This is a genomic window from Rhizobium sp. AQ_MP (assembly GCF_014237835.1).
Classification (GTDB): Bacteria; Pseudomonadota; Alphaproteobacteria; order Rhizobiales; family Rhizobiaceae; genus Allorhizobium.
Genome location: NZ_JACJVI010000002.1, coordinates 120,686 through 141,420, shown reverse-complemented (window position 1 = coordinate 141,420; position 20,735 = coordinate 120,686). Strand labels below are relative to the sequence as shown.

The following is a 20,735-nucleotide window of genomic DNA, read 5'->3' as shown; positions in this document are numbered from 1 at the left end:
ACGAGACCCCTTGAAGGGACCATTGGAGGTGAAGCCATGATCACTGCAGCCCGATCCGATCAGACCTCAAGTCGCACCCGCGACCGCCAGTCCGAGCGCCAGAACATGCGGCGTCTCTATCTGCTCCTCTATCCGCTCTGCCTGTTCGCGGCCGTGGCGTCGCGCCTCACAGGTCATGCCGGGGACACGACCCAGCACCCGGCACAATCCGTTTTCGCCGAGGCCCGGTCCGCGGCCTATGCAGCTGCCGGTTACGCATTCCACGCGTGACCCGATCCCTTTGCTGGTGTTCTCGACACCGGCAGAACCCGGCAGGTCCGTAACAAGACCTTCCGAAACCCCGCCGCGGGGGCGCCGCGGTGTTCGAGACTAGGAGGTGAATTTGATGGCTGAGACATCAAATGTTTCACTTTCGGGTCTGACCGAAAGCGAAGCGCGCGAGGTCCATGGATTCTTTATCCAAGGCTTCATGATATTCACGGCGATTGCCATCGTCGCGCATATCTTGGTCTGGATGTGGCGTCCCTGGATCCCGGGTCCGGAAGGTTACAGCTCTCTCGAGGGCATTAACCAGACGGCTCTCACGCTTCTGCCGATGTTGACCTGAGGAGGCGTGATATGTGGAGAATCTGGCTTATGTTCGATCCGCGCAAGGCGCTGGTCGCACTGTCTGTGTTCCTTTTCACCCTCGCCATCCTGATCCACTTCATCCTGCTGAGCACGGAACGCTTCAACTGGCTGGAGGGCAAGCCCCTCACCACCAGTTCCATCGAGCATTCCATCTCTGAAGGCGTGGATCTCAGGCTGATCGGCTGAAAACCCAAGACGGCAGCGGGCGCAGCCCACAAGGTTTCGCCCGCCGCCAATCCTGCACGACCCGACATCGCCACCTGGCTGATTACCTCTGGAGGAAACGAACATGGCGCTGCTGAGTTTTGAACGCAAATATCGCGTACGAGGCGGGACGCTGCTCGGAGGCGATCTCTTTGATTTCTGGGTGGGGCCCTTCTATGTGGGCTTCTTCGGCGTCACGACAGCATTCTTCGCAATTCTCGGAACGGCCCTGCTGATCTACGGCGCGGCGATCGGTCCGACCTGGAACATCTGGCGCATTTCGATCGCGCCACCCGATCTGTCCTACGGCCTGGCGCTCGCGCCGCTGAAGGAAGGCGGGCTCTGGCAGATCGTCACCGTCTGCGCACTCGGCGCCTTCATTTCCTGGGCGCTGCGCGAGGTGGAAATCTGCCGAAAGCTCGGCATGGGCTATCACGTGCCAGTTGCCTTTTCCTTCGCCATCTTCGCCTATGCGACGCTCGTCGTCTTCCGTCCGTTGCTGCTCGGCGCCTGGGGCCATGGGTTCCCCTACGGCATCTTCAGCCACCTCGACTGGGTCTCGAACGTCGGCTACCAATACCTGCACTTCCATTACAATCCGGCGCATATGATCGCGGTGACCTTCTTCTTCACCACGACGCTGGCGCTGTCCCTGCATGGCGGCCTGATCCTGTCCGCCGCCAATCCGGGCGCGTCGATCACTGAAGCCGGCAAACAGGCCGAGGTGAAGACGCCGGAATACGAAGACACATTCTTCCGCGACATCATCGGCTACTCGATCGGCACGCTGGGCATCCACCGCCTCGGCCTCATCCTGGCGCTGAACGCGGGCTTCTGGAGCGCCGTCTGCATCGTCATCAGCGGACCGTTCTGGAATCAGGGCTGGCCGCAATGGTGGAACTGGTGGCTCACGCTGCCGATCTGGAATTGAGGGGGATCGGACCATGTTCTTAGCGCAGTATCAAAACATCATCACGCCGATCCAGGTCAGCGGCCCACCGGAAGAGGGCATGCCCCTTCCCGCAGGCGACAGCCCGCGCACCGGCAAGCCGTTTTTTGTCCGGCTGTTCGGCATCATAGGCAACGCCCAGATCGGCCCGATCTATCTCGGCTGGCTCGGTACCCTGTCGCTGGTTTTCGGCTTCATCGCATTCGAGATCATCGGCCTCAACATGCTGGCCTCGGTCGGCTGGGATCCGATCCAGTTCGTCCGCCAGCTCTTCTGGCTGGGTCTGGAACCGCCACCTGCACAATATGGTCTGAAAGTGCTGCCACCGCTCGCCGAAGGTGGCTGGTGGCTGATCGCCGGCTTTTTCCTGACGACATCCATTCTGCTCTGGTGGGTCCGCGTCTATCGCCGGGCACGTCAGCTTGAAATGGGCACCCACGTTGCCTGGGCCTTTGCCGCCGCAATCTGGCTCTTCCTGGTACTGGGCTTCATTCGTCCGCTTCTGATGGGCAATTTCGCGGAAGCGGTGCCCTTCGGCATCTTCCCGCATCTCGACTGGACCGCCGCCTTCTCGATCCGCTACGGCAATCTCTACTACAATCCCTTCCACTGCCTCTCGATCGTCTTTCTCTACGGCTCGGTCCTGTTGTTTGCCATGCATGGTGCGACCATTCTCGCCGTCGGCAAGTATGGCGGCGAGCGCGAGCTGGAACAGATCACCGATCGTGGCACGGCCTCTGAACGCGCGGCTCTCTTCTGGCGCTGGACCATGGGCTTCAACGCCACGATGGAATCGGTCCACCGCTGGGCCTGGTGGTTCGCAATCCTCACGCCCATTACCGGCGGCATCGGCATCCTGCTCACGGGCACCGTCGTCGACAACTGGTACCTCTGGGGCATCAACCACGGGATCGTCTCCCCGCTGCCGGGCTATCCCGGCGTCGTCGACCCGGCGCTTTAAGGAGAAGGACGATGAAACTCTGGATTCCCTTCGCCGTATCCGCCGGCTCCCTGCTGACGATCGCAAGCTTCGTCGGCGCCGGTTGGGACGCCCCGCCCGTCGAGACGACACAGATCGGCTTTCGCGGCACCGGCATGTATATCCATCGGGACGTCGAAAACCAGGAGGCTCTGAAGGCGGCGAACGTCGTGCCGCCGGCGCCCTGGCAGGCTGACCCCGCAGGCGACAAGGCCCGCGACCTCTACGAGAACGTCCAGGTCCTGGGCGACCTCTCGGACGACCAGTTCAACCAGTTCATGGCCTCGATCACGGAATGGATCGCGCCGGAAGCAGGTTGCAACTATTGCCACAACCCGGAGAACCTCGCTTCCGACGAGGTCTATCAGAAGGTCGTTGCGCGCCGCATGATTCAGATGACGCAGGCGATCAATGTCGACTGGAGCGCCCATGTGGGCCAGGTCGGTGCGACCTGCTATACCTGTCACCGCGGCCAGGCGATCCCCGTCAACTATTGGTACGAGGATCTCGAGCCGAAGCCGGCCGGTGGCATGACCCAGAACCGGGCAGGCCAAAACGTGGTCGCCAAATTCGGCGGCAACTCCTCCCTGCCGCAGAATGTGCTGAAGGACTACCTGCTCGACGCCAAGCAGATCCGCGTCCATTCGACGACGGCCCTGCCGACGGGGGCGAACCTCAACGGCACCAAGGAAACCGAAGCCACCTGGTCCCTGATGATGCACATGTCCGAGTCACTCGGCGTGAACTGCACCACTTGCCATAACTCCAGAGCATTCAACGCCTGGGATGAAAGCCCGCCGCAGCGTGTAACCGCCTGGCACGGCATCCGGATGACGCGCGACATCAACGCCAATTACATGGTGGGCTTGACGCCTGTCTTCCCCGCGTCTCGCAAGGGTCCGGAAGGCGACGTCTTCAAGGTCGGCTGCGGCACCTGCCATGCCGGCGTCCAGAAGCCGCTCTACGGTGTCTCCATGCTGCAGGACTATGTCGACTCTCTCACGAAGAAGGGCCCGACCGAAGTGCCCGACTTCACCACTTACCAGCCGGGCACCACGCAACGCATGGCCCCAGCCGGCCAGAGCAGCGCACTTCAGACCAAACCCACCTCGGAGACGGCGGCAGTCATTCTGCCGGAGGTAACCCAGACCGCCAACGACTGACGGCCTCCCAAGGCAGGCCGCAAATGGGAAGGGGAGCTCTCGGGCTCCCCTTCTTTTGTGCTCTTTGCCAGCGGAGATCCGGCTATGACCTGATCGTTGACGCGCCCATCCAGGAGCCGTGCATGAACGACAGTCCGGCGGACCGATAACATCGACCGGACAGCCGGAGAGTTTTGCGATAGGGAAACCCGAAATCAGGCCGCTTCGGCGAAGCTCAGGCCAGGGAAGCGCTGCAGGTAGATGCGGAACCAGGGCGTGAAATCCTGCGGCCGTTCGCGCACCTCCCGCATCAGATCCCGAGGGGAAATCCAGCGGACTGCCTCCACCTCGCCCGCGACGGGCAGGACCTGCAAGGCCCTGCGGTCCACCTGGGCGCTGAATAGCGTCACTCGCTCGTGCTCCTTCAGGCCTTCACCGACATCGGCAGCATATTCAACCGTCTGGTGGCGGATAAGGGGAACGGTGAAGCCGAGCTCTTCGGTGAGGCGACGTTCGGCGCAATCCTCCACCGCTTCGTTCCAGTGAGGATGGGTACAGCAGGTATTGGCCCAGAGGCCAGCACAATGATACTTCGTCGACGCCCGCTTCTGGATCAGCAGCAGGTCGCCATCAAACACGAAGACCGAGACGGCAAGGTGCAGCTGCCCGTCGAGATGCGCCTGCATCTTTTCGATCGGATAAAGCGACCCGTCGCCGGCGATGGCCGGAATGTAAATGCTGTCCGTCATGCCAAGAGCATCCTGAACTGTGTTTCGCGGCCAGCCGATACGGCCTTTGCCACGCTTAAGCAACCGCTCTCGCGAGAGCGCATTTCGACCATAGCGAACAGAGCGCCTCTGCCAGATGTTCGATATCCGCATCCGTATGCAGCGGCGTCGGCGTGATCCGCAGCCTTTCCTTGCCGACGGCGACCGTCGGATAGTTGATCGGCTGCACGTAGATCCCGAAGTCATCGAGCAATACATCCGAGATCCATTTGCACTTGGCCGCATTACCGACCATGACCGGCACGATGTGGCTCGGGTTGTGCATATGGGGAATGCCCCGGACGTCGAGCGCGCGCCGCACCTTGGCGACCGTCGCCTGATGCATATGGCGCTCGAAAGGGCTTTCCTTGAGATGGCGGATCGACGCAGTGGCACCTGCCGCCAGCGCCGGCGGGATCGCCGTCGTGAAGATGAAGCCGGAAGCGAAGGAGCGGACGAAATCGACCAGAACGGCCGGGCCCGTGATGTAGCCACCCATGACGCCGAAAGCCTTGCCGAGCGTACCCTCGATGACGGTCAGCCGGTCCATCAGGCCTTCGCGTTCGGCAACCCCGCCGCCGCGCGGACCGTACATGCCCACCGCATGGACCTCGTCCAGATAGGTCATGGCGCCGAACTGGTCGGCCACATCGCAGATCTCCTTGATCGGCGAGATGTCACCATCCATCGAATAGACGCTTTCGAAGGCAACGAGCTTCGGTGCTGCCGGATCGTCCGCCGCCATCAGCTCGCGCAGATGCTTGTAGTCGTTGTGACGAAACTGCCGCTTGATACAGCGCGAATGCCGGATACCCTCGATCATCGAGGCGTGATTGAGCGAGTCAGAATAGCAGATGATGCCCGGGATCTTGGCAAGCAGGGTCCCGAGGGCTGCCCAGTTGGAGACATAGCCGGAGGTGAAAATCAGCGCGCCTTCCTTGCCATGCAGATCGGCAAGCTCGCGCTCAAGCAAGACGTGATAGTGGTTCGTGCCGGAAATGTTGCGCGTACCGCCGGCACCGGCGCCGCACTTGCGCACGACCTCGATCATCCGGTCGGTGACGAGAGGGTTCTGCCCCATGCCGAGATAGTCGTTCGAGCACCAGACGGTGACGTCACGCACGGTTCCATCGGCATTGTGAAACGCGGCTTTCGGAAAGGCCGAGCAGTGACGCTCGAGGTCCGCGAAAACGCGGTAATTGCCGGCGGTGTGGAGGCCGGCGAGCGCCTCTTCCATGTGCTGGAAAACATCCATCAGTCTTTCCTCTTCCCGATCGTGTCTTGTCCAAGTGTTGTCCAGGAAGAGTGCGGCCCGGACACTGGCCCACCCTCCTTGAGTGCGGAGACGCCATCCGCCACAGGGCGGATGGCAAGATTGCCCCGGTCCTGCCGCGCCATGGCCCAGCGCCACAGCGCCGTGTCGGAAACGGGAAGAACGAGAACGAGATGTTCGACGATGGCAAGCGCCATGAAGGTGGCGAGCAGCGTGTGGCCAACGACCGAATGGGCCTGGGTCGCCCGGTTTGCCCCGACCACCAGGATGGCAAAGAGGCCGGCCGCGATCGCCAAGAAGATCGGAAACAGCGGCGTCATCCGATCGGTCTTGAAATAGCTTTTGAGATGCCGGATGCCCTTCGGCATCAACTCGCTGACGGCATGCGGTGCACCGAGAAAGATCACCAGCTTGGCGGAAATCCGCATGCCCCAGAGAAGCCCGAAGGCGGCGAGCCCAAACAGGTTGGCGGATCCATCGAGCGCAAACCATAGCGCGATCGCCGTCACCAGAATGGCGATCTCGTGATCGCTCACCGCCTCCCAGGCGGCCCGGAAACGGCGAAAGCCGGTTAGCCCCGGAGGGCACTCGCCGGTCCGACGCCCTGTCAGTATGCCTGTCAGGAACGCGGCCTCATGCCAGGCCCAGACGAGCAGTGCGCCGAAGAAGCCGACGTAGGAACCGAGCACTGTCGGTTCCTGCGCGCCCCAGAGCATGAGGACAAAACCAAAGGCACCGACCAGCGTCATCAGCGCCATCAATATGAGCCCCCTGCCCCGCGGTCCATCGGACCGGTTGACCATGGCCAGCACCAGCCCGGTCGAAAGCCACCATACCGAGATGGCGACGAGGACGACGGCGAGTGGGTGGGTCAGGGTCATGGCGATCTCCTCACCAGACCGGTTGCAGGCGCGATGTGGCTGGGATGGTGTTCGACTTCGTCGGGATCGCATACATCCTGACAAAATTGACGGCAGCAGCGGCCGACCAGAAGCCCCTGGCGATCTTGCCCATGAGGCCGCCCTTCGCGTCGGCTGCCATGACCTTGCGGTTGATCCGCTCCATCCGGCGGAAGCCTTCATGCAGGGCCGGATTGTCGAGATCGAGCACGAGCGGGAAGCACTGGCGCGAGATCTCGCTCGTCAGCCGGAAGACTTTCATGTCGTAATCGTCGATATCGACGCCGAGCCCCTTGTGGAAGGCTGGCCGCATGTGATCGCGCACATACATGGTGGCGAAGACGGCGAGCAGAAAGAACTTGATCCAGTACTTGTTCAGGCCCTCCATCAGCCGCTTGTCGGAGCGGATGATCAGCGAGAAAGCCTCGCCGTGGGAGAACTCGTCATTGCACCACTGGCGGAACCACTTGAAGATCGGATGGAAGCGCTGCTCGGGATGCTTTTCGAGGTGGCGAAAGATGGTGATGTAGCGGGCATAGCCGATCTTCTCGGAAAGATAGGTCGCGTAGTAGATGAACTTCGGCTTGAAGAAGGTGTACTTCTTCGCCTTGGCCAGGAAGCCCATGTTCACGCCGATGCCGAATTCCTTCAGCGCATCGTTGATGAAACCGGCATGGCGGGATTCGTCGCGGCTCATATAGCCGAAGAGCTCGCAGATCTCCTGGTTCTTGCCACGCCGCTTCATCTCCTTGTAGAGCACGCAGCCTGAGAATTCCGACGTCAGCGACGAGACGAGGAAGTCGATGAATTCCTCGCGAAGGTCCTCCGGCAGCGCATCGATATCGATGTCGTCCCAGTCTTCGTTGCGCTTGAAGTGGCCGCGGTTCGGATCGCTCTTCATCTGCGCGATCAACACATCCCATTCGGCCCGGACCGGCTCGACATTGATCTTGTCCATCTCGTCGAAATCGGTGGTGTAGAAACGCGGTGTCAGCATGGTCGAGACGAGCGCGCTGCGGGTCGTGTCGTTGACCCCAGCCATGCGCTCCTCGACGGTCGGCTCATGATCAGAGAGATCAGCCGGCGAAACGTGGTTGTTCATGACAGTGCCCTCTCAGTGAAGCTGAATTCGCACAATTCCATCATGTCGAGATCGCCGGTGGCGCGGATCCAGGCCCGCTCCAGGAAACCTGCCCGCGTGATCGTCGCCTTGCGACGAAAATTCTGGCAGGAGCCATAGGGGATCTGGACCGGTGCGCCATGCACCAGAACCTCGTCACCGGGATGGACCACCACCCCGTTGTCGAACCTTAAGTGCGCACCAAGCGCCTCGAAGGTGTTGTTGATCTCGACGGTGCACTCCACCGTCTCCTTCCGTCGCATCAAGGCAAAGACCGGGTTCATTGGCTTTCTCCTCCCTGTGAGCCCAGAAGGGCTTCGAATGCGGCCACGTTGTCGGGGCCAAAGGCATCCAGATAGATCCGCTCGCCGGTGCCGATATCCGACAGGCTGACGGCGCCGGCCTCCCATTTGATCAGCCGGTAGGGTGTGTCGAAGGGCACCTTGGCCACCTGACGCATGCGTTCGAATGCCCGCAGCGATCCTCGAACGAAGCCGCCGGCCTGGGGTCCGTAGCTTGCGATGTCCCGGCGCGTCGCAACGTCTGTGACGACGACAAAGTCCGAGGTGCTGCGTGTAATCATCAGGTCACGGATGGCGACCGGCGCACCGAGCTGCTGCTTGACAAGACCGAGCCCCGTCGTCTGGCCGAAGACGATCGCCGCCGCCGTAAAGGCGAGCAGGCCGATCAGGCCGAAGAACAGGCCACGCGGCACCCGGTTCGGGGTCTTGCCCTTGCGGTCCGCCCAATAGCCGAGATGCGAAGCCGATCCCATGACCCGCTCCTATTCCGCCGCCACGACGGAAGGCGGCATGGCGCTTCCGTTCGGTTTGGTAACCACGAGGCGCGGCTGCTCGGCCCGCGCGCCACGATACTGACCGATTGCTGCCGACAGCACCTTCGACACCTCGTCGGCATCCGCGAGGCAGATCAGGCTCGGCTCCGGCCGCGAGAATCGGAAACCCCGCACATGCGGCCACTGGATAAGCCAGGAGATGCGCTGCTCCGGCAGCAGGGCTATCGCAATCATACCGGCCTTTTCGCCAAGCCGCGCCAGAGCGACACCGTCCACCTGCCGATAGGGCAGGTTCAGCGTCATTGAGATCGCGACGCCGAAGCGCATCACGACGCGCTCCGTGGTGATCGTATAGAGGGTCGTCTTCTCAACCGCCCAGGCAAACAGCTCGATCATGCCGATGAGCACACCGGCAAGAGCTGTGAGCACGGCGATCGAGAAAAGGATGCCGCCTGCCGGCTGCCCGTCACTCAGCCCGGCCACGACGGCCCAGCTCGCTAGGATCAGGAAATAGCCGACGATCCAGCGGATCTTCAGGAGGTGACGGGCGACAAGGGCAGACGAGGGCCGCCCCTGCCAGAGGATAACTTCGCCGACCGGAGGCACGCCAGGAAGCCCCGGCAGCGGCTCGATCTCGTGTTCTCTGATGACGAACTGGCTCACAGCAGTGGCTCCTGACGGAAGCGATCCGCATAGAGGAGGCCGGCGCCGAAATAGGCAGCGATCTTGTCTTCCTCGAGCAGGGTCACGAGTTCAGGACGTGCGGTTGCCGGCACATCGGCAAACTGGGCAGCGGTGACGGCATGCACGTAGAGATAACGGACATTGCCACGACCGGTTTGAAAGACGACGAAGTTGTTCGGCAGAAGCACGGTGCGTCCGCCACCCGCAAGTTCGACTTCGTAGTAGCGGATCAGCTGTTCTGCCCGATCGACCCAGACATCCTTGACCGTACCCGCCACCTGCTTGTCGCAGCCGAGAACGGACAGACCGCGCGGATCCATAGCACCTTCGGCAATCCCGAAGCCGTCCGCCACCCGCATGGGCACGATGCGGGCATCACCATGGGCCGTCACGTCAGGCTTGTCGGAGCGCTCGGCCCAGGAACCCGGACCGATGCCGGCGAGCAGCGGGTTGCCGACGGGCTCCGACGGATAGCCGGGGGCCGGGGCAATGCGGCGGCTTGAAAACGTGCGGGTGTCGCGCTTCAGATCCGGGACCTGCTTGATTCCCTGCCCATGCGGCAGCACGAAGGTCTTCTTCGGCGGCACGAAGAGCCAGGGGCTCTTATTGTAGCGGCCCGTGACATCCTCTTCGAGCGGATAGCCTTCGCGGCGGTCTTCCTGACGAAGATACCAGATCAGACCCGCGAAAAAGAGCCAAAATGCATAAAGCACCACTTGTGCGACATCGATATTTCCAACCAGCGACCCGGTCATATCAGACCCTCCAGTGTAGAGCGTTACTGCCGGCCTCAGCCGGGCAGCTCCGCCAATCCAAAACGCATGCCCTGCAAGTAATCCCTCTGATAGCGCCGGCCGGTCAGCGGACCGAGAACCGCCAGGCACAGGAAGAGGAGAATGATTTCAAAGCCATAGACGACGAGATAGCCAGCGGCCGGCGTCATCATGGCCTCGCCCAGCGAACCGTTCAGCGCCAGCGCATTGATCGTGTTCTTGATCACGCCACCCGCCAGCATGGCCGCCCCGATGGCGGTTGCCTGCACAGCACCCCAGGCACCGACGACGAGACCACTGTCGGAGCGCTCGGCAATGCCCATCGCCGCCAGCATCGTGCCGACGGCAAACAGCCCGCCACCGAGACCGATGCCGAAGGCGCCGAGATGGAAGAGTGCATTGATGTGAAGGGGCTCCGCAAAGATGACGGCGGAGAAGGCGCAGATCCCTATAAGCAGTCCGCGCGCCGCAATCCGGTACATCTGTGCACCATGCTGCAGACTATAAGCTGCCCAGGCAAAGCCGATCATCGTGCCAAAGGCCCAAAGCCCGGTCAGACGCGTGGTCTCACCGACCGACAGCCCCAGGATCTCGCCGCCATAGGGCTCAAGCAGGATGTCCTGCATGGAAAAGGCAGCAGAACCGATGGCAACAGCGAGCAACAGACGCATGACACCAGGGGCGCTGCGATAATCATCGAGAGCATCGAAAAAGCTCGACAGATCCCGGTCAACGGCCGTTCGGCGCACATCGCGCGCTTCCTGCTTCCAGATGGCGATAACGTTGATGATGATGGTGAGCAGCGCCGTGCCTTGGATGACCTGGATCAGCACCTTCGGGGAAAAATCGACCAGGAAAATGCTGTAGAAACTGGAAGCGCCGATCATGCCCGTCAGCAGCATGAAGTAGAGAAGCGCGACGACGCGCGGGCGCTTTTCCTCGGGCACGAGGTCGCTGGCGAGCGCCAGACCCGCCGTCTGCGACATATGCATGCCGAAACCGGTGAGGATGAAAGCGAGGCTTGCACCCGCCGCCCCCGCCCATTCGGGCCCGACGGTCTGCGACTGCAGCAGAAGCAGGGCAAAGGGCATGATGGCAAGCCCGCCGAACTGCAGCAGGCTTCCAAGCCAGACATAAGGCACGCGCCGCCAGCCGAGCACGGACTTGTAGGTGTCCGACCGGAAACCGAAGAGAAGACGCAAAGGGGCAGCCAGAACCGGAATGGCGACCACGGCTGAAACAAGCGCAACGGAGACGCCGAGTTCGACGATCAGCACCCGGTTCAGGGTTCCGGTCAGGAGAACGAGTACGCATCCGGCAGAGATCTGAAACAGCGAGAGCCGCAACAGGCGGGACAAGGGCATCTCGGCCGTTGCTGCATCCGCAAACGGCATGAAGCGCGTTCCGAGCTTCTGCCAGAACGAGATCATTTTGCGGTTGGCGGCAGCGATCGTCATGACCGGATCACCTCCATGGCCTGCGATGTGTAGAAACCGACGGCGACCTTGTGGCTGCGGCCGCCCTGCCAGTGGGCAAACTCGGGATGATGCAGCATCTCGGCGACCAGCCGTGACGGATCGACCGGATAGATGGCCGGTGCACGATTGCCGCGCGGGAAAACCTTGCCGGCAGCCAGCATGGCCCGCAGCAGGCGGGATCCGGGTGCCAACGTGAAGATCATCTGCCGTGAGGTGCGCTCGGCCAGGGCATGGAGCACGCGAACGGCATCTGCCGGGCGGTAATGAATGAGCACGTCCATCGCGACCACCGCATCGAAGCGACCGTGGCGGGGATCGAGCATGTCACCGCTGTGGAAGGTGACCGACCCCTTGAATCGACCATGCGAGGCTTCGAGGTCATGCGCCCGCTGGCGGGCATGGGCGATCATCTGCCCCGAGAGATCAATGCCGACGACATCAGCGCCGCGTGCGATGAGCTCGAAGGAGAGAACGCCAGAACCGCAGCCTGCATCGAGGATGCGCCAGCCGGTCAGATCCTGCGGCAGCCAGGAGGCGAGCGTGCCGCGCATTTCTTCACGACCTTTGCGGACCGTCGCGCGGATGCCGCTCACCGGCTGATCGCCGGTCAGCCGCTTCCAGGCATCGAGCGCGGTGCGATCGAAGTAGTGTTCGATTTCCCCGGTGCGTCTGATGTAATCGGCCTGGCTCATGGCAACCTCACTCGAAACCGAGAAATTCGAAGATTTCCCGGTCCTTCATCGGTTCGGCTTCCAGCGCCGGCGTGCCCGCCCAGAGCCGCTCGGCAAGCTGCATGTATTCCTTCTGGATGCCCAGGATCTCCGGGCTTTCGCCCATCTCGAACAGCGTGCTTTTCTTCAGGCGGCTGAGCCGCACATGATCGCTGTCCGGCACATGCGCCAGGCGCTTGAGGCCGATCGCATCATTGTAGCGGTCGATCTGGTCCGTCTCGCGCGAACGGTTGGCGATCACGCCGCCAAGCCTGACGTCGTAGTTCTTCGACTTCGCCTTGATCGCGGCAACGATGCGGTTCATCGCGAAGATGGAATCGAAGTCATTGGCGGCGACGATGACCGCACGCTCGGCATGCTGCAGCGGCGAGGCAAAGCCACCGCAGACCACGTCGCCGAGAACGTCGAAGATCACCACATCGGTATCGTCGAGCAGGTGATGCTCCTTGAGAAGCTTCACCGTCTGGCCGACGACATAGCCACCGCAACCGGTACCGGCCGGCGGACCACCCGCCTCGATGCACTGCACGCCATTATAGCCCTCGACCATATAGTCTTCCGGACGAAGTTCCTCGGAATGGAAATCGACCTTTTCCAAGACGTCGATGACGGTCGGGATCAGGCTCTTGGTCAGCGTGAAGGTGGAGTCATGCTTCGGATCGCAGCCGATCTGCAGCACGCGCTTCCCGAGCATGGAGAAGGCGACCGACAGGTTCGACGAGGTCGTTGACTTGCCGATCCCGCCCTTGCCATAGATGGCGAAGACCTTGGCGCCGTCGATTTCCATGGTCGGATCCAGATGCACCTGCACGCTGCCCTCGCCATCGGCCCTCTCCCGGAGCTTCTCGGCGATGCGCGCCTCGCGTTCTGCGATCTTGCCATGGGTGTAGATGTTCATTGGGCAGCCTCCCTGACCAGCCCCTCGAGACGGTCTTCCAATTCTTCTCCGGCCTGTTTCAGGGCGGCGAGCGTTTCTGCATCCGGCTGCCAGTAATTGCGCTCATGCGCTTCGATCAGCCGGTTGGCGACCCGTGCCGCGGCAGCCGGATTGAGCGTCGCGAGCCGCTGGCGCATGGCGTCATCGAGCACGAAGGTTTCGGTGATCTGCTGATAGACCCAGGGATCAACGCCGCCGGTCGTTGCCGACCAGCCGAGCGTGTTGGTGACCTGCGCCTCGATATGGCGGACGCCCTCATAGCCATGCTTCAGCATGCCTTCGAACCATTTCGGGTTCAGCGTGCGGGTGCGGGTCTCGAGCGCCACCTGTTCGCCCAGCGTGCGCACACGCCCCTCGCCCTGCGTCTGGTCGGAAATGAAGACCGGCAGCGTTGCGCCGCCCTTGGCTTTCGAGACCGCCTTGGTCAGGCCACCGAGCGTGTCGAAGTAATGCTCGATCGTGGTGATGCCGATCTCGACCGAATCGAGGTTCTGATAGGCCATGTCGACATGTTCGAGCATGCTGTCGAGCACATCGGCCTGATGGCTCGTCTTGCCCTTGTGGTTGATCGCGAAGCTCTTGCGATTGCTGTAGGTCTGCGCGATTTCCTCGTCATCGTCCCAGGCAGAGGACGAGATCAGCATGTTGACGTTCGCACCATAGGCACCGTCGGCATTGGAGAAGACCCGGTAGGCGGCGGCCTCGAGATCACAGCCATGGCTCTCGCAATAGGAAAGCGCGTGTTTGCGGATGAAGTTCATCTCGACAGGCTCGTCCGCCGTCGCGGCCAGATAGCTGGCTTCCGCCAGCATGCTCGCCTGGATCGGCAGAAGATCGCGGAAGATGCCCGACAGCGTCATGACCGCATCGATGCGCGGACGCTTCAGCTCCTCGAGCGGGATCAGCACGGCACCGCAGACGCGGTTATACGCATCGAGCCTCGGTCTTGCACCCATCAGCGCCATGGCCTGGGCAAGCGGCGCACCGCCCGTCTTCAGATTGTCCGTGCCCCAGAGCACGACGGCGACCGTTTCCGGCAGGCGACCATCAGCCTGCATGTAGCGTTCCAGCACCCGTGCGGCCTGACGCTCGCCATCCTGAACGGCAAAGGCGCTGGGGATTCCGAAGGGATCGAAACCGTGAATGTTGCGGCCGGTGGGCAGAAGTTCGGGTGTGCGCAGCAGGTCCCCCGACGGCGAGGGCGGCACGTAGCGCGCATCAAGCGCCAGCACGAGGCCATGGAGTTCGCGATTGGTGACAAGCTCGCTATTCATGACCTTGAGGCGTGCGATGCTCTCCTTCAGGTCCGGCGAGCCGGCCCTTTCCGCCTGCGCAACGGCGAGATCATCGCCATCGGCAATCGCAAGAACCAGTGCCTGCCGATCGACATGGCTAACAACGGCGGGCATGCCGGCGGCGACATGCTCCAGCATGTCGAGCCGCTCGTCGCGCTGCATGCCGCGACCGGCAACATGCAGACCATGCGGGATGAGCGCATATTCAAGCTCGGTCATTTCAGCCACGAGCGACTGGATGACCTCGGCCTGGGTTTGGGCCAGGCTGTCGCGACCAAGCTCAAGCTGCGCCGCCTGCACCTGGATCAGTTCGAACAGACGTTCGCGCTCGACAAGCGCATCAGGTGCTGCCTGCCGGTAGCGGTCGAGGCTCGCCTTCAGTTCGCTCAGGCCCTTGTAGAGCCCGGCATGGGTGATCGGCGGCGTGAGATAGGAGATCAGTGTCGCAGCCGAACGGCGCTTGGCAATCGATCCCTCGGACGGATTGTTGGCCGCATAGAGATAGAAATTCGGCAGAGCGCCGAGAAGACGATCCGGCCAGCAGCTTGCCGACAGTCCGACCTGCTTGCCAGGCATGAATTCGAGCGCGCCATGCGTGCCGAAATGCAGGACGGCATCGGCCTTCCAGGTTTCGCGCAGATAACGGTAGAAGGTCGCGAAGGCGTGGTTCGGGGCAAAACCGCCCTCGAACAACAGCCGCATCGGATCGCCCTCATAGCCGAAGGGCGGCTGGATCGCGACCAGCAGCTTGCCGAACTGGCGACCCAGAACGAAGAGGCCACGTCCATTGCTCAGCACTCGGCCAGGCGCCGGTCCCCACTGCGCTTCGATGTCGGCGAGATGCCGCTCGCCACGCACGTGATCATCGACCGAAACCACAGTATGCACATTGGCCTCGGCACCATAAAGCGCGGCATTGCCTTCGAGGATCGCCAGCCTGAGCGCCTCGGCGTCCTCGGGCACGTCGACATCGTAACCCTCGGCTTTCAGCCGCGTCATCGTCTCGAACAGGCTTTCGAAAACTGAAAGGAAGGCGGCGGTGCCGATGCTGCCGCTGTTCGGTGGGAAGTTGAAGATCGTGACCGCAAGGCGCCGTTCGGCGCGGGCTGCCCGTCGCAGATCCACCATCGCCGCCAGCCGGTCAGCGAGCAGCGTCACGCGCTCCTCGTCCGGCTGCATGCAGGCGCGACCCGAGGGGCAGGCATCGAGCTGGCGCGAGCAGATGCAGGCCTTGGCCTTGGCGGCACCATCGGAGCGTCCGCCGAAGACCATGGAGCCGATAGCACCATCGAGTTCCGGGATCGCGACCATCAGCGTGGTTTCGATCGGCGTCAGGCCCTGGCCCGACTGCGCCCAAGCCTCACGCGTCTGGAATTCGGTGACGAAGGCCGAGAAATAGGGAACGTCCAGCGTCTGCAGAAGCGCAGCCGCCGCGCTCGCATCGCTATAGGCCGGGCCGCCGACAAGCGAGAAACCAGTGAGCGAGCAGAGCGCGTCGATCTTCACTCCGGTCGCGCCGCCCATCATGTAGCGCTCGATTGCGCCGCGCATGTCGAGACCGCTGCAGAAGACCGGGACGACGTTGAAGCCGCGGGTTTCCAACTCGCGGATGACCCGGTCGTAATGGCCGGTATCGCCGGAGAGGATATAGGTCCGCATCAGGAGCAGGCCGATGGTCCCACGGGCGCCGGGCTTGAACGGCAGGGCCGAAAGCTGTGTTGCCACCCTTGGCCTCAGGCGCGGATGATAGAGACCCATGTCGGGATATTCGACGGGATCGCCGACGGTCACCCGGCCCTGAAGCCCCTTGCGCTCGCCCTTGGCATATTTGCCGACCAGCAGGCGCACCATGTTGGCGATGTTTTCGTCCGAGGCTGCGATGCGATATTGCAGCGTCAGGAAATAGTTGCGCACATCCTGCGCGGTGCCGGGGATGAAGCGGAGGAGCTGCGGCAGGCGACGCAGCATGGCAAGCTGACGCTCGCCGGCGGTGCGGCCGCTATCCTTGCCGCCACGCGAGCTTTTGCCGCGCAGCTTCTTCAGAAGTGCGAGCGGGCCCTTCTGCTCTTCGCTCATCTTGAAACGACCCATGGTCGTATACTTCATGACCGTGCCGGCCGACATGCAGCAGACCATGGCATCACACTCGCGATGCCGGGCTTCGAGCACGTCTGCGATGGCGCGCACATGCTCTTCGACGAAGATCATCGAAACGATGATGATGTCGCCGGCAAGGATGGCCGCACGGCAGGCTTCGAGGCTGGCTGGATTGTCGTTCCAGTCGGTCGCGGCATGGACGGAAAGCGTCAGACCGGGCAGGTCCTGGGCGAGGCTGCGGCGCGCATCATCGACGGCTGCGACAATGTGATTGTCGAGCGTCACGAACACCACCCGGACCGGGGTGCTGTCAGCGGGCGAAATGGGCTTTCGCGTCATACAGCGTCTCCACGGTGATCGGGCGGATACCCTTGCGGGCGGCGAAAAGTTCGGTGTTGCGGCGGGCCTTGCCGCGCACGAAGAACGGAATTTTCTTGAGCTCACGCTCGGCTTCCAGCGTCCAGACAGCCTCTGCAGAGGGCGCCTCGGCCATGACAAGCGTCTCGCCATCGGTCTCGTCGTCCGCAGCCGCCGGCTTTTCCGAGGGCACATGGGCATGCAGATGCGAGGCCTGAGCCTGATCGTTGAACTCGAAATCGTCCCGGAACATCTGCAGGAGATGCTCCTCAAGACCCATCATAAGCGGGTGGACCCAGCTGTCGAAAATGACATTCGCACCCTCGAAGCCCATCTGCGGCGAATAGCGGGCCGGGAAATCCTGGACATGGACGGGTGCCGAAATGACGGCGCAGGGAACACGCAGTCGCTTGGCAATGTGCCGCTCCATCTGCGTACCCAGCACCAGCTCCGGGCGGGCATCGATGATCGCCTGCTCGACATCGAGGTGGTCGTCGGTGATCAGGGCCTCGATACCGAATTCTTCAGCGGCCTCGCGCACTTCACGGGCGAACTCGCGCATATAGGTGCCAATGCCGCAAACCTTGAAGCCCAGTTCCCGGGCAGCGATGCGCGCGGCGGCAATGGCGTGGGTCGCGTCACCGAAGACGAACACACGCTTGTTGGTGAGGTAATTGCTGTCGACCGAGCGCGCATACCAGGTGGCACGATCCTCGGCCTCGCCGATAGGCCCGTCATTCGAAAGGCCCGCTAGCGCCCGGACTTCCGCAAGGAAGGTCCGCGTTGCGCCAACGCCGATCGGAACGGTCGAGACGAAAGGCATACCGAACTGCTTCTTGAGGTAGCGTGCAGTGCTCTCGCCGATCTCGGGATAGAGCACGATATTGAAGGCAGCGTCTGGCAGGCGGGCAAGATCATCGACCGTCGCCCCGAGCGGCGCCACGACCCGGACATCGATGCCGTTTGCGGCGAGCAGCCGGCAGATTTCCGTCACGTCGTCGCGGTTGCGGAAACCGAGAGCGGAAGGACCGAGGATGTTGCAGCTGTTCGGGGCCACCTGCGCCGGACGTTCGCGCCCGGCAGTGAACCCACGGACGAGCCGATAGAAGGTCTCGGCTGCACCCCAGTGCTCCTTCTTCTGGTAGGAAGGCAGTTCCAGAGGCACGACGGGGATCCGCACATCCAGTGTCCGGGCCAGACCCGCCGGATCGTCCTGCAAGAGCTCGGCCGTGCAGGAGGCGCCGACCAGAAGCGCATCCGGCTGGAAGCGGGTGATGGCGTCGCGGCAGGCGGTCTTGAAGACATCGGCCGTCGAACCGGCAAGGTCGCGCGCCTGGAAGGTCGTGTAGGTGACCGGCGGACGCGAAGGGCGTCGCTCGATCATGGTGAAAAGCAGGTCGGCATAGGTGTCGCCCTGCGGCGCATGCAGCACATAATGCACGCCCTGCATCGATGCGGCGATCCGCATGGCACCCACATGCGGCGGTCCTTCATAGGTCCACATGGTGAGTTTCATGATGCGACCCTCCGGCTGCCGGAGCGGTCGCCCGCAATCATCGCCTTGCGCGTCAGCGGACGGGCAAAGAGTTCGGCGAGATCGCCAGCCTGCTCATAGCCCTGGATCGGCGTGAAGGCGAATTCGATCGACCACTTGGTGACGATTCCTTCCGCCTCGAAGGGATTGGCAAGACCCATGCCACAGACGACGAGATCAGGCTTGGCCGCACGACAGCGGTCGATCTGGATTTCGACATCCTGACCTTCCGAGATGGAGACGCCCGGTGGCAGCATGGCGAGTTCGCCGGCGACGTGTTCGCGGTGCAGATAGGGGCTGCCGACTTCGATGATCTCGGCATCCAGCTCGCGGCTGAGATAGCGGGCGAGCGAGGGCTCCATCTGGCTGTCGGGAAAGAGGAAGATCCGCTTGCCTTCGAGCATGGGGCGATAATGGGCGGTTGCCTCGCGGGCACGCCGGCGCGGCGCCTCGGTCAAGGCGGCAAACCGGGCTGGTGAAACGCCGAATGTGTCGGCAATCGCCTTCAGCCAGGCGGTGGTGCCTTCCTCGCCTAGCGGGAAGAGCGCATTGATGCGTGTCGCGCCTAAGCTTTCGAGTGCTGCGGCCGTGGCGCCCAGATAGGGTTGAGCCAGGATAAAGCGCGTGTTCGGACCGATCTTCGGCAGACGCTCGCTGCTACGGCCGGGCAGGAAGACGACATCCTCAAGGCCCATCTCGTCAAACAGCCGGGCAAACTGGTCTTCGACCACATCGGCGATGGAGCCGGCGACGACGAGCTTCGCGAGCTTGTCGCTCGCCCCATGGGTCGATTGATCGCGCACGAGGGCGGCCAGGAAATTGTCTTCGCCCTGCGTGAAGGTCGTTTCTATCCCGCTGCCGGAATAGCAGAGCACCCGTGGCCTGGAGCCGTATTTGCGGTCAAGCCGTTCGGCGGCACGGTTGAGATCGAATTTGATGACCTCGGACGGACAGGAGCCGACCAGCACCAGCATGCGGATGTCCGGACGGCGCTCCAGCAGGCGGGCGACTTCGCGGTCGAGCTCGTCATGCATGTCGACCATGCCGGCGAGATCGCGCTCCTCCATGATCGCGGTGGCAAAACGCGGCTCCGAGAAGATCATCACGCCGGCAGCCGACTGGATGAGATGCGCGCAGGTGCGCGACCCGACCACCAGGAAGAAGGCATCCTGCACCTTGCGGTGCAGCCAGATGATAGATGTCAGGCCGCAAAAGACCTCATGCTGGCCACGTTGGCGAATGGTGGCGGTCGGTTCGCAGGAGACGAGCGGCTGGTTCATGACGTGCTCCCCGAAAGCGAGGAACCGTTGCCAAGCGTCACGGATGATCCGCCCCTTGCAGCCTGGTCGAGACGGGCCAGACGCAGCTTCCAGAGAAACTGTCCGGCATTGATGACATAGGTGAAGTAGGCAGCGAGCGCGAGCGCCATCAGCGAACCGGCATCGAGCGCCCCGGTGAAGAGCGCAAGCAGATAGGCGGTGTGCAGCGCCAAAACCAGGATCGAAAAGACGTCTTCCCAGAAGAACGGGCGAGCGAACAGATAGCGCCCAAAGACGACCTTCTCCCAGATCGAGCCGGTGATCATGATGGCATAGAGCGTCAGCGTCTTGATCACGATCGACATCTGAGCGGCGAAGAGCCCCTCTCCGGTCGCAAGGAAGCGCAGGATGAGACCGAGGCTGAGGAGAAACACAAGGAATTGTACCGGGGCGAGGATGCCCTGCACCAGCGTCCAGCGGGTTTCGTCGCGTCTGCGTCGCTCTTCCGCCGTGTAGAGGGTGCGCCCTGATGCCGATGGTTTGGGTATGCGCATGGCAGTCATCCCTTCTCCCAACCCCTCCCCGGGTGATCGGGATTGATTGAAGACTACGCCTCGGACAATCAAAGTGTCAACTTAGATTGACGTATATTTTGATTTACAGAAGTGAAAACTAGGTTCATTCTGTCCCAACTCGTCTGACGGGACGCCCTTGTCTTCGCCCGGCGCCGAATGGGACTGATTTCGCGGGCGGAGGGACACGGCGCGGGATGATGGACGGATCACTTCACGGCGGAAACGAAAGGCCGAACGGCACAAACGCTTCTCACGG

Annotated in this window: 21 protein-coding genes; 6 read left to right on the top strand and 15 right to left on the bottom strand. The window is 62.5% G+C overall.

The window, feature by feature from the left end; genetic code table 11:
• Positions 1 to 36: 36 nt before the first annotated feature.
• The 6 genes from H6M51_RS03775 (at position 37) to pufC (ending at position 3,925) form a co-directional block, all read left to right on the top strand.
• Positions 37 to 270 (top strand): hypothetical protein, encoded by a 234-nt coding sequence (locus H6M51_RS03775; RefSeq protein ID WP_185808560.1) that lies wholly within the window; start codon positions 37 to 39, stop codon positions 268 to 270.
• Positions 271 to 385: 115 nt separating this feature from the next.
• Entirely contained in the window at positions 386 to 607 is a 222-nt protein-coding gene (pufB, locus tag H6M51_RS03770) for a light-harvesting antenna LH1, beta subunit (protein WP_006724822.1), read from the top strand.
• Positions 608 to 618: 11 nt separating this feature from the next.
• Positions 619 to 816 carry a light-harvesting antenna LH1, alpha subunit gene (pufA, locus tag H6M51_RS03765; protein WP_136537884.1) on the top strand — a complete coding sequence of 66 codons (198 nt, stop codon included), beginning with the start codon at positions 619 to 621 and terminating at the stop codon, positions 814 to 816.
• Positions 817 to 919: 103 nt separating this feature from the next.
• A complete protein-coding gene (gene pufL / locus H6M51_RS03760) occupies positions 920 to 1,765 on the top strand; it encodes a photosynthetic reaction center subunit L (RefSeq protein WP_185808559.1) in 846 nt (281 codons plus the stop codon).
• A gap of 13 nt (positions 1,766 to 1,778) precedes the next feature.
• On the top strand, positions 1,779 to 2,744 hold the full coding sequence (gene pufM, locus H6M51_RS03755; RefSeq protein WP_185808558.1) for a photosynthetic reaction center subunit M: 966 nt from the start codon (positions 1,779 to 1,781) through the stop codon (positions 2,742 to 2,744).
• Between the two features lie 11 nt (positions 2,745 to 2,755).
• On the top strand, positions 2,756 to 3,925 hold the full coding sequence (gene pufC / locus H6M51_RS03750; RefSeq protein WP_246780389.1) for a photosynthetic reaction center cytochrome PufC: 1,170 nt from the start codon (positions 2,756 to 2,758) through the stop codon (positions 3,923 to 3,925).
• Positions 3,926 to 4,119: 194 nt separating this feature from the next.
• Here the strand turns inward: pufC and H6M51_RS03745 are convergent, their stop codons facing one another.
• The 15 genes from H6M51_RS03745 to bchF are packed head-to-tail and all read right to left on the bottom strand — an operon-like array spanning position 4,120 to position 20,467.
• Complete coding sequence (locus H6M51_RS03745; RefSeq protein WP_185808557.1) at positions 4,120 to 4,653, bottom strand: isopentenyl-diphosphate delta-isomerase; 534 nt, start codon at positions 4,651 to 4,653, stop codon at positions 4,120 to 4,122.
• A 55-nt stretch (positions 4,654 to 4,708) separates the two neighbouring features.
• Entirely contained in the window at positions 4,709 to 5,926 is a 1,218-nt protein-coding gene (hemA, locus tag H6M51_RS03740; protein WP_185808556.1) for a 5-aminolevulinate synthase, read from the bottom strand.
• On the bottom strand, positions 5,926 to 6,825 hold the full coding sequence (gene puhE / locus H6M51_RS03735; protein ID WP_185808555.1) for a putative photosynthetic complex assembly protein PuhE: 900 nt from the start codon (positions 6,823 to 6,825) through the stop codon (positions 5,926 to 5,928). The genes hemA and puhE overlap by 1 nt, the downstream gene beginning before the upstream one ends.
• Positions 6,826 to 6,835: 10 nt before the next feature.
• The gene (gene acsF / locus H6M51_RS03730; protein ID WP_185808928.1) at positions 6,836 to 7,885 is read right to left on the bottom strand and encodes a magnesium-protoporphyrin IX monomethyl ester (oxidative) cyclase; all 1,050 of its coding nucleotides are present in this window, start codon (positions 7,883 to 7,885) and stop codon (positions 6,836 to 6,838) included.
• A gap of 56 nt (positions 7,886 to 7,941) precedes the next feature.
• Positions 7,942 to 8,247, bottom strand: a complete 306-nt coding sequence (locus H6M51_RS03725; RefSeq protein WP_185808554.1) for a hypothetical protein — start codon at positions 8,245 to 8,247, stop codon at positions 7,942 to 7,944.
• On the bottom strand, positions 8,244 to 8,738 hold the full coding sequence (gene puhC / locus H6M51_RS03720) for a photosynthetic complex assembly protein PuhC (RefSeq protein ID WP_185808553.1): 495 nt from the start codon (positions 8,736 to 8,738) through the stop codon (positions 8,244 to 8,246). Before puhC ends, H6M51_RS03725 begins: the two co-directional genes overlap by 4 nt.
• Before the next feature lie 9 nt (positions 8,739 to 8,747).
• The gene (puhB, locus tag H6M51_RS03715) at positions 8,748 to 9,422 is read right to left on the bottom strand and encodes a photosynthetic complex putative assembly protein PuhB (RefSeq protein ID WP_185808552.1); all 675 of its coding nucleotides are present in this window, start codon (positions 9,420 to 9,422) and stop codon (positions 8,748 to 8,750) included.
• Positions 9,419 to 10,198: a photosynthetic reaction center subunit H gene (puhA, locus tag H6M51_RS03710; RefSeq protein ID WP_185808551.1), complete on the bottom strand. Its 780-nt coding sequence runs from the start codon at positions 10,196 to 10,198 to the stop codon at positions 9,419 to 9,421. Before puhA ends, puhB begins: the two co-directional genes overlap by 4 nt.
• 35 nt (positions 10,199 to 10,233) lie before the next feature.
• A complete protein-coding gene (locus H6M51_RS03705; protein WP_185808550.1) occupies positions 10,234 to 11,673 on the bottom strand; it encodes a BCD family MFS transporter in 1,440 nt (479 codons plus the stop codon).
• Entirely contained in the window at positions 11,670 to 12,386 is a 717-nt protein-coding gene (gene bchM / locus H6M51_RS03700) for a magnesium protoporphyrin IX methyltransferase (RefSeq protein WP_185808549.1), read from the bottom strand. Before bchM ends, H6M51_RS03705 begins: the two co-directional genes overlap by 4 nt.
• Before the next feature lie 7 nt (positions 12,387 to 12,393).
• Positions 12,394 to 13,323, bottom strand: coding sequence for a ferredoxin:protochlorophyllide reductase (ATP-dependent) iron-sulfur ATP-binding protein (gene bchL / locus H6M51_RS03695; protein WP_210314696.1), 930 nt, complete (start codon positions 13,321 to 13,323; stop codon positions 12,394 to 12,396).
• A complete protein-coding gene (locus H6M51_RS03690; protein WP_185808548.1) occupies positions 13,320 to 17,093 on the bottom strand; it encodes a magnesium chelatase subunit H in 3,774 nt (1,257 codons plus the stop codon). The genes bchL and H6M51_RS03690 overlap by 4 nt, the downstream gene beginning before the upstream one ends.
• Complete coding sequence (gene bchB / locus H6M51_RS03685; protein ID WP_185808547.1) at positions 17,065 to 18,627, bottom strand: ferredoxin:protochlorophyllide reductase (ATP-dependent) subunit B; 1,563 nt, start codon at positions 18,625 to 18,627, stop codon at positions 17,065 to 17,067. Before bchB ends, H6M51_RS03690 begins: the two co-directional genes overlap by 29 nt.
• Entirely contained in the window at positions 18,624 to 19,925 is a 1,302-nt protein-coding gene (locus tag H6M51_RS03680; protein ID WP_185808546.1) for a ferredoxin:protochlorophyllide reductase (ATP-dependent) subunit N, read from the bottom strand. Before H6M51_RS03680 ends, bchB begins: the two co-directional genes overlap by 4 nt.
• Positions 19,922 to 20,467 (bottom strand): 2-vinyl bacteriochlorophyllide hydratase, encoded by a 546-nt coding sequence (bchF, locus tag H6M51_RS03675; protein ID WP_185808545.1) that lies wholly within the window; start codon positions 20,465 to 20,467, stop codon positions 19,922 to 19,924. The genes H6M51_RS03680 and bchF overlap by 4 nt, the downstream gene beginning before the upstream one ends.
• Positions 20,468 to 20,735 lie beyond the last annotated feature (268 nt).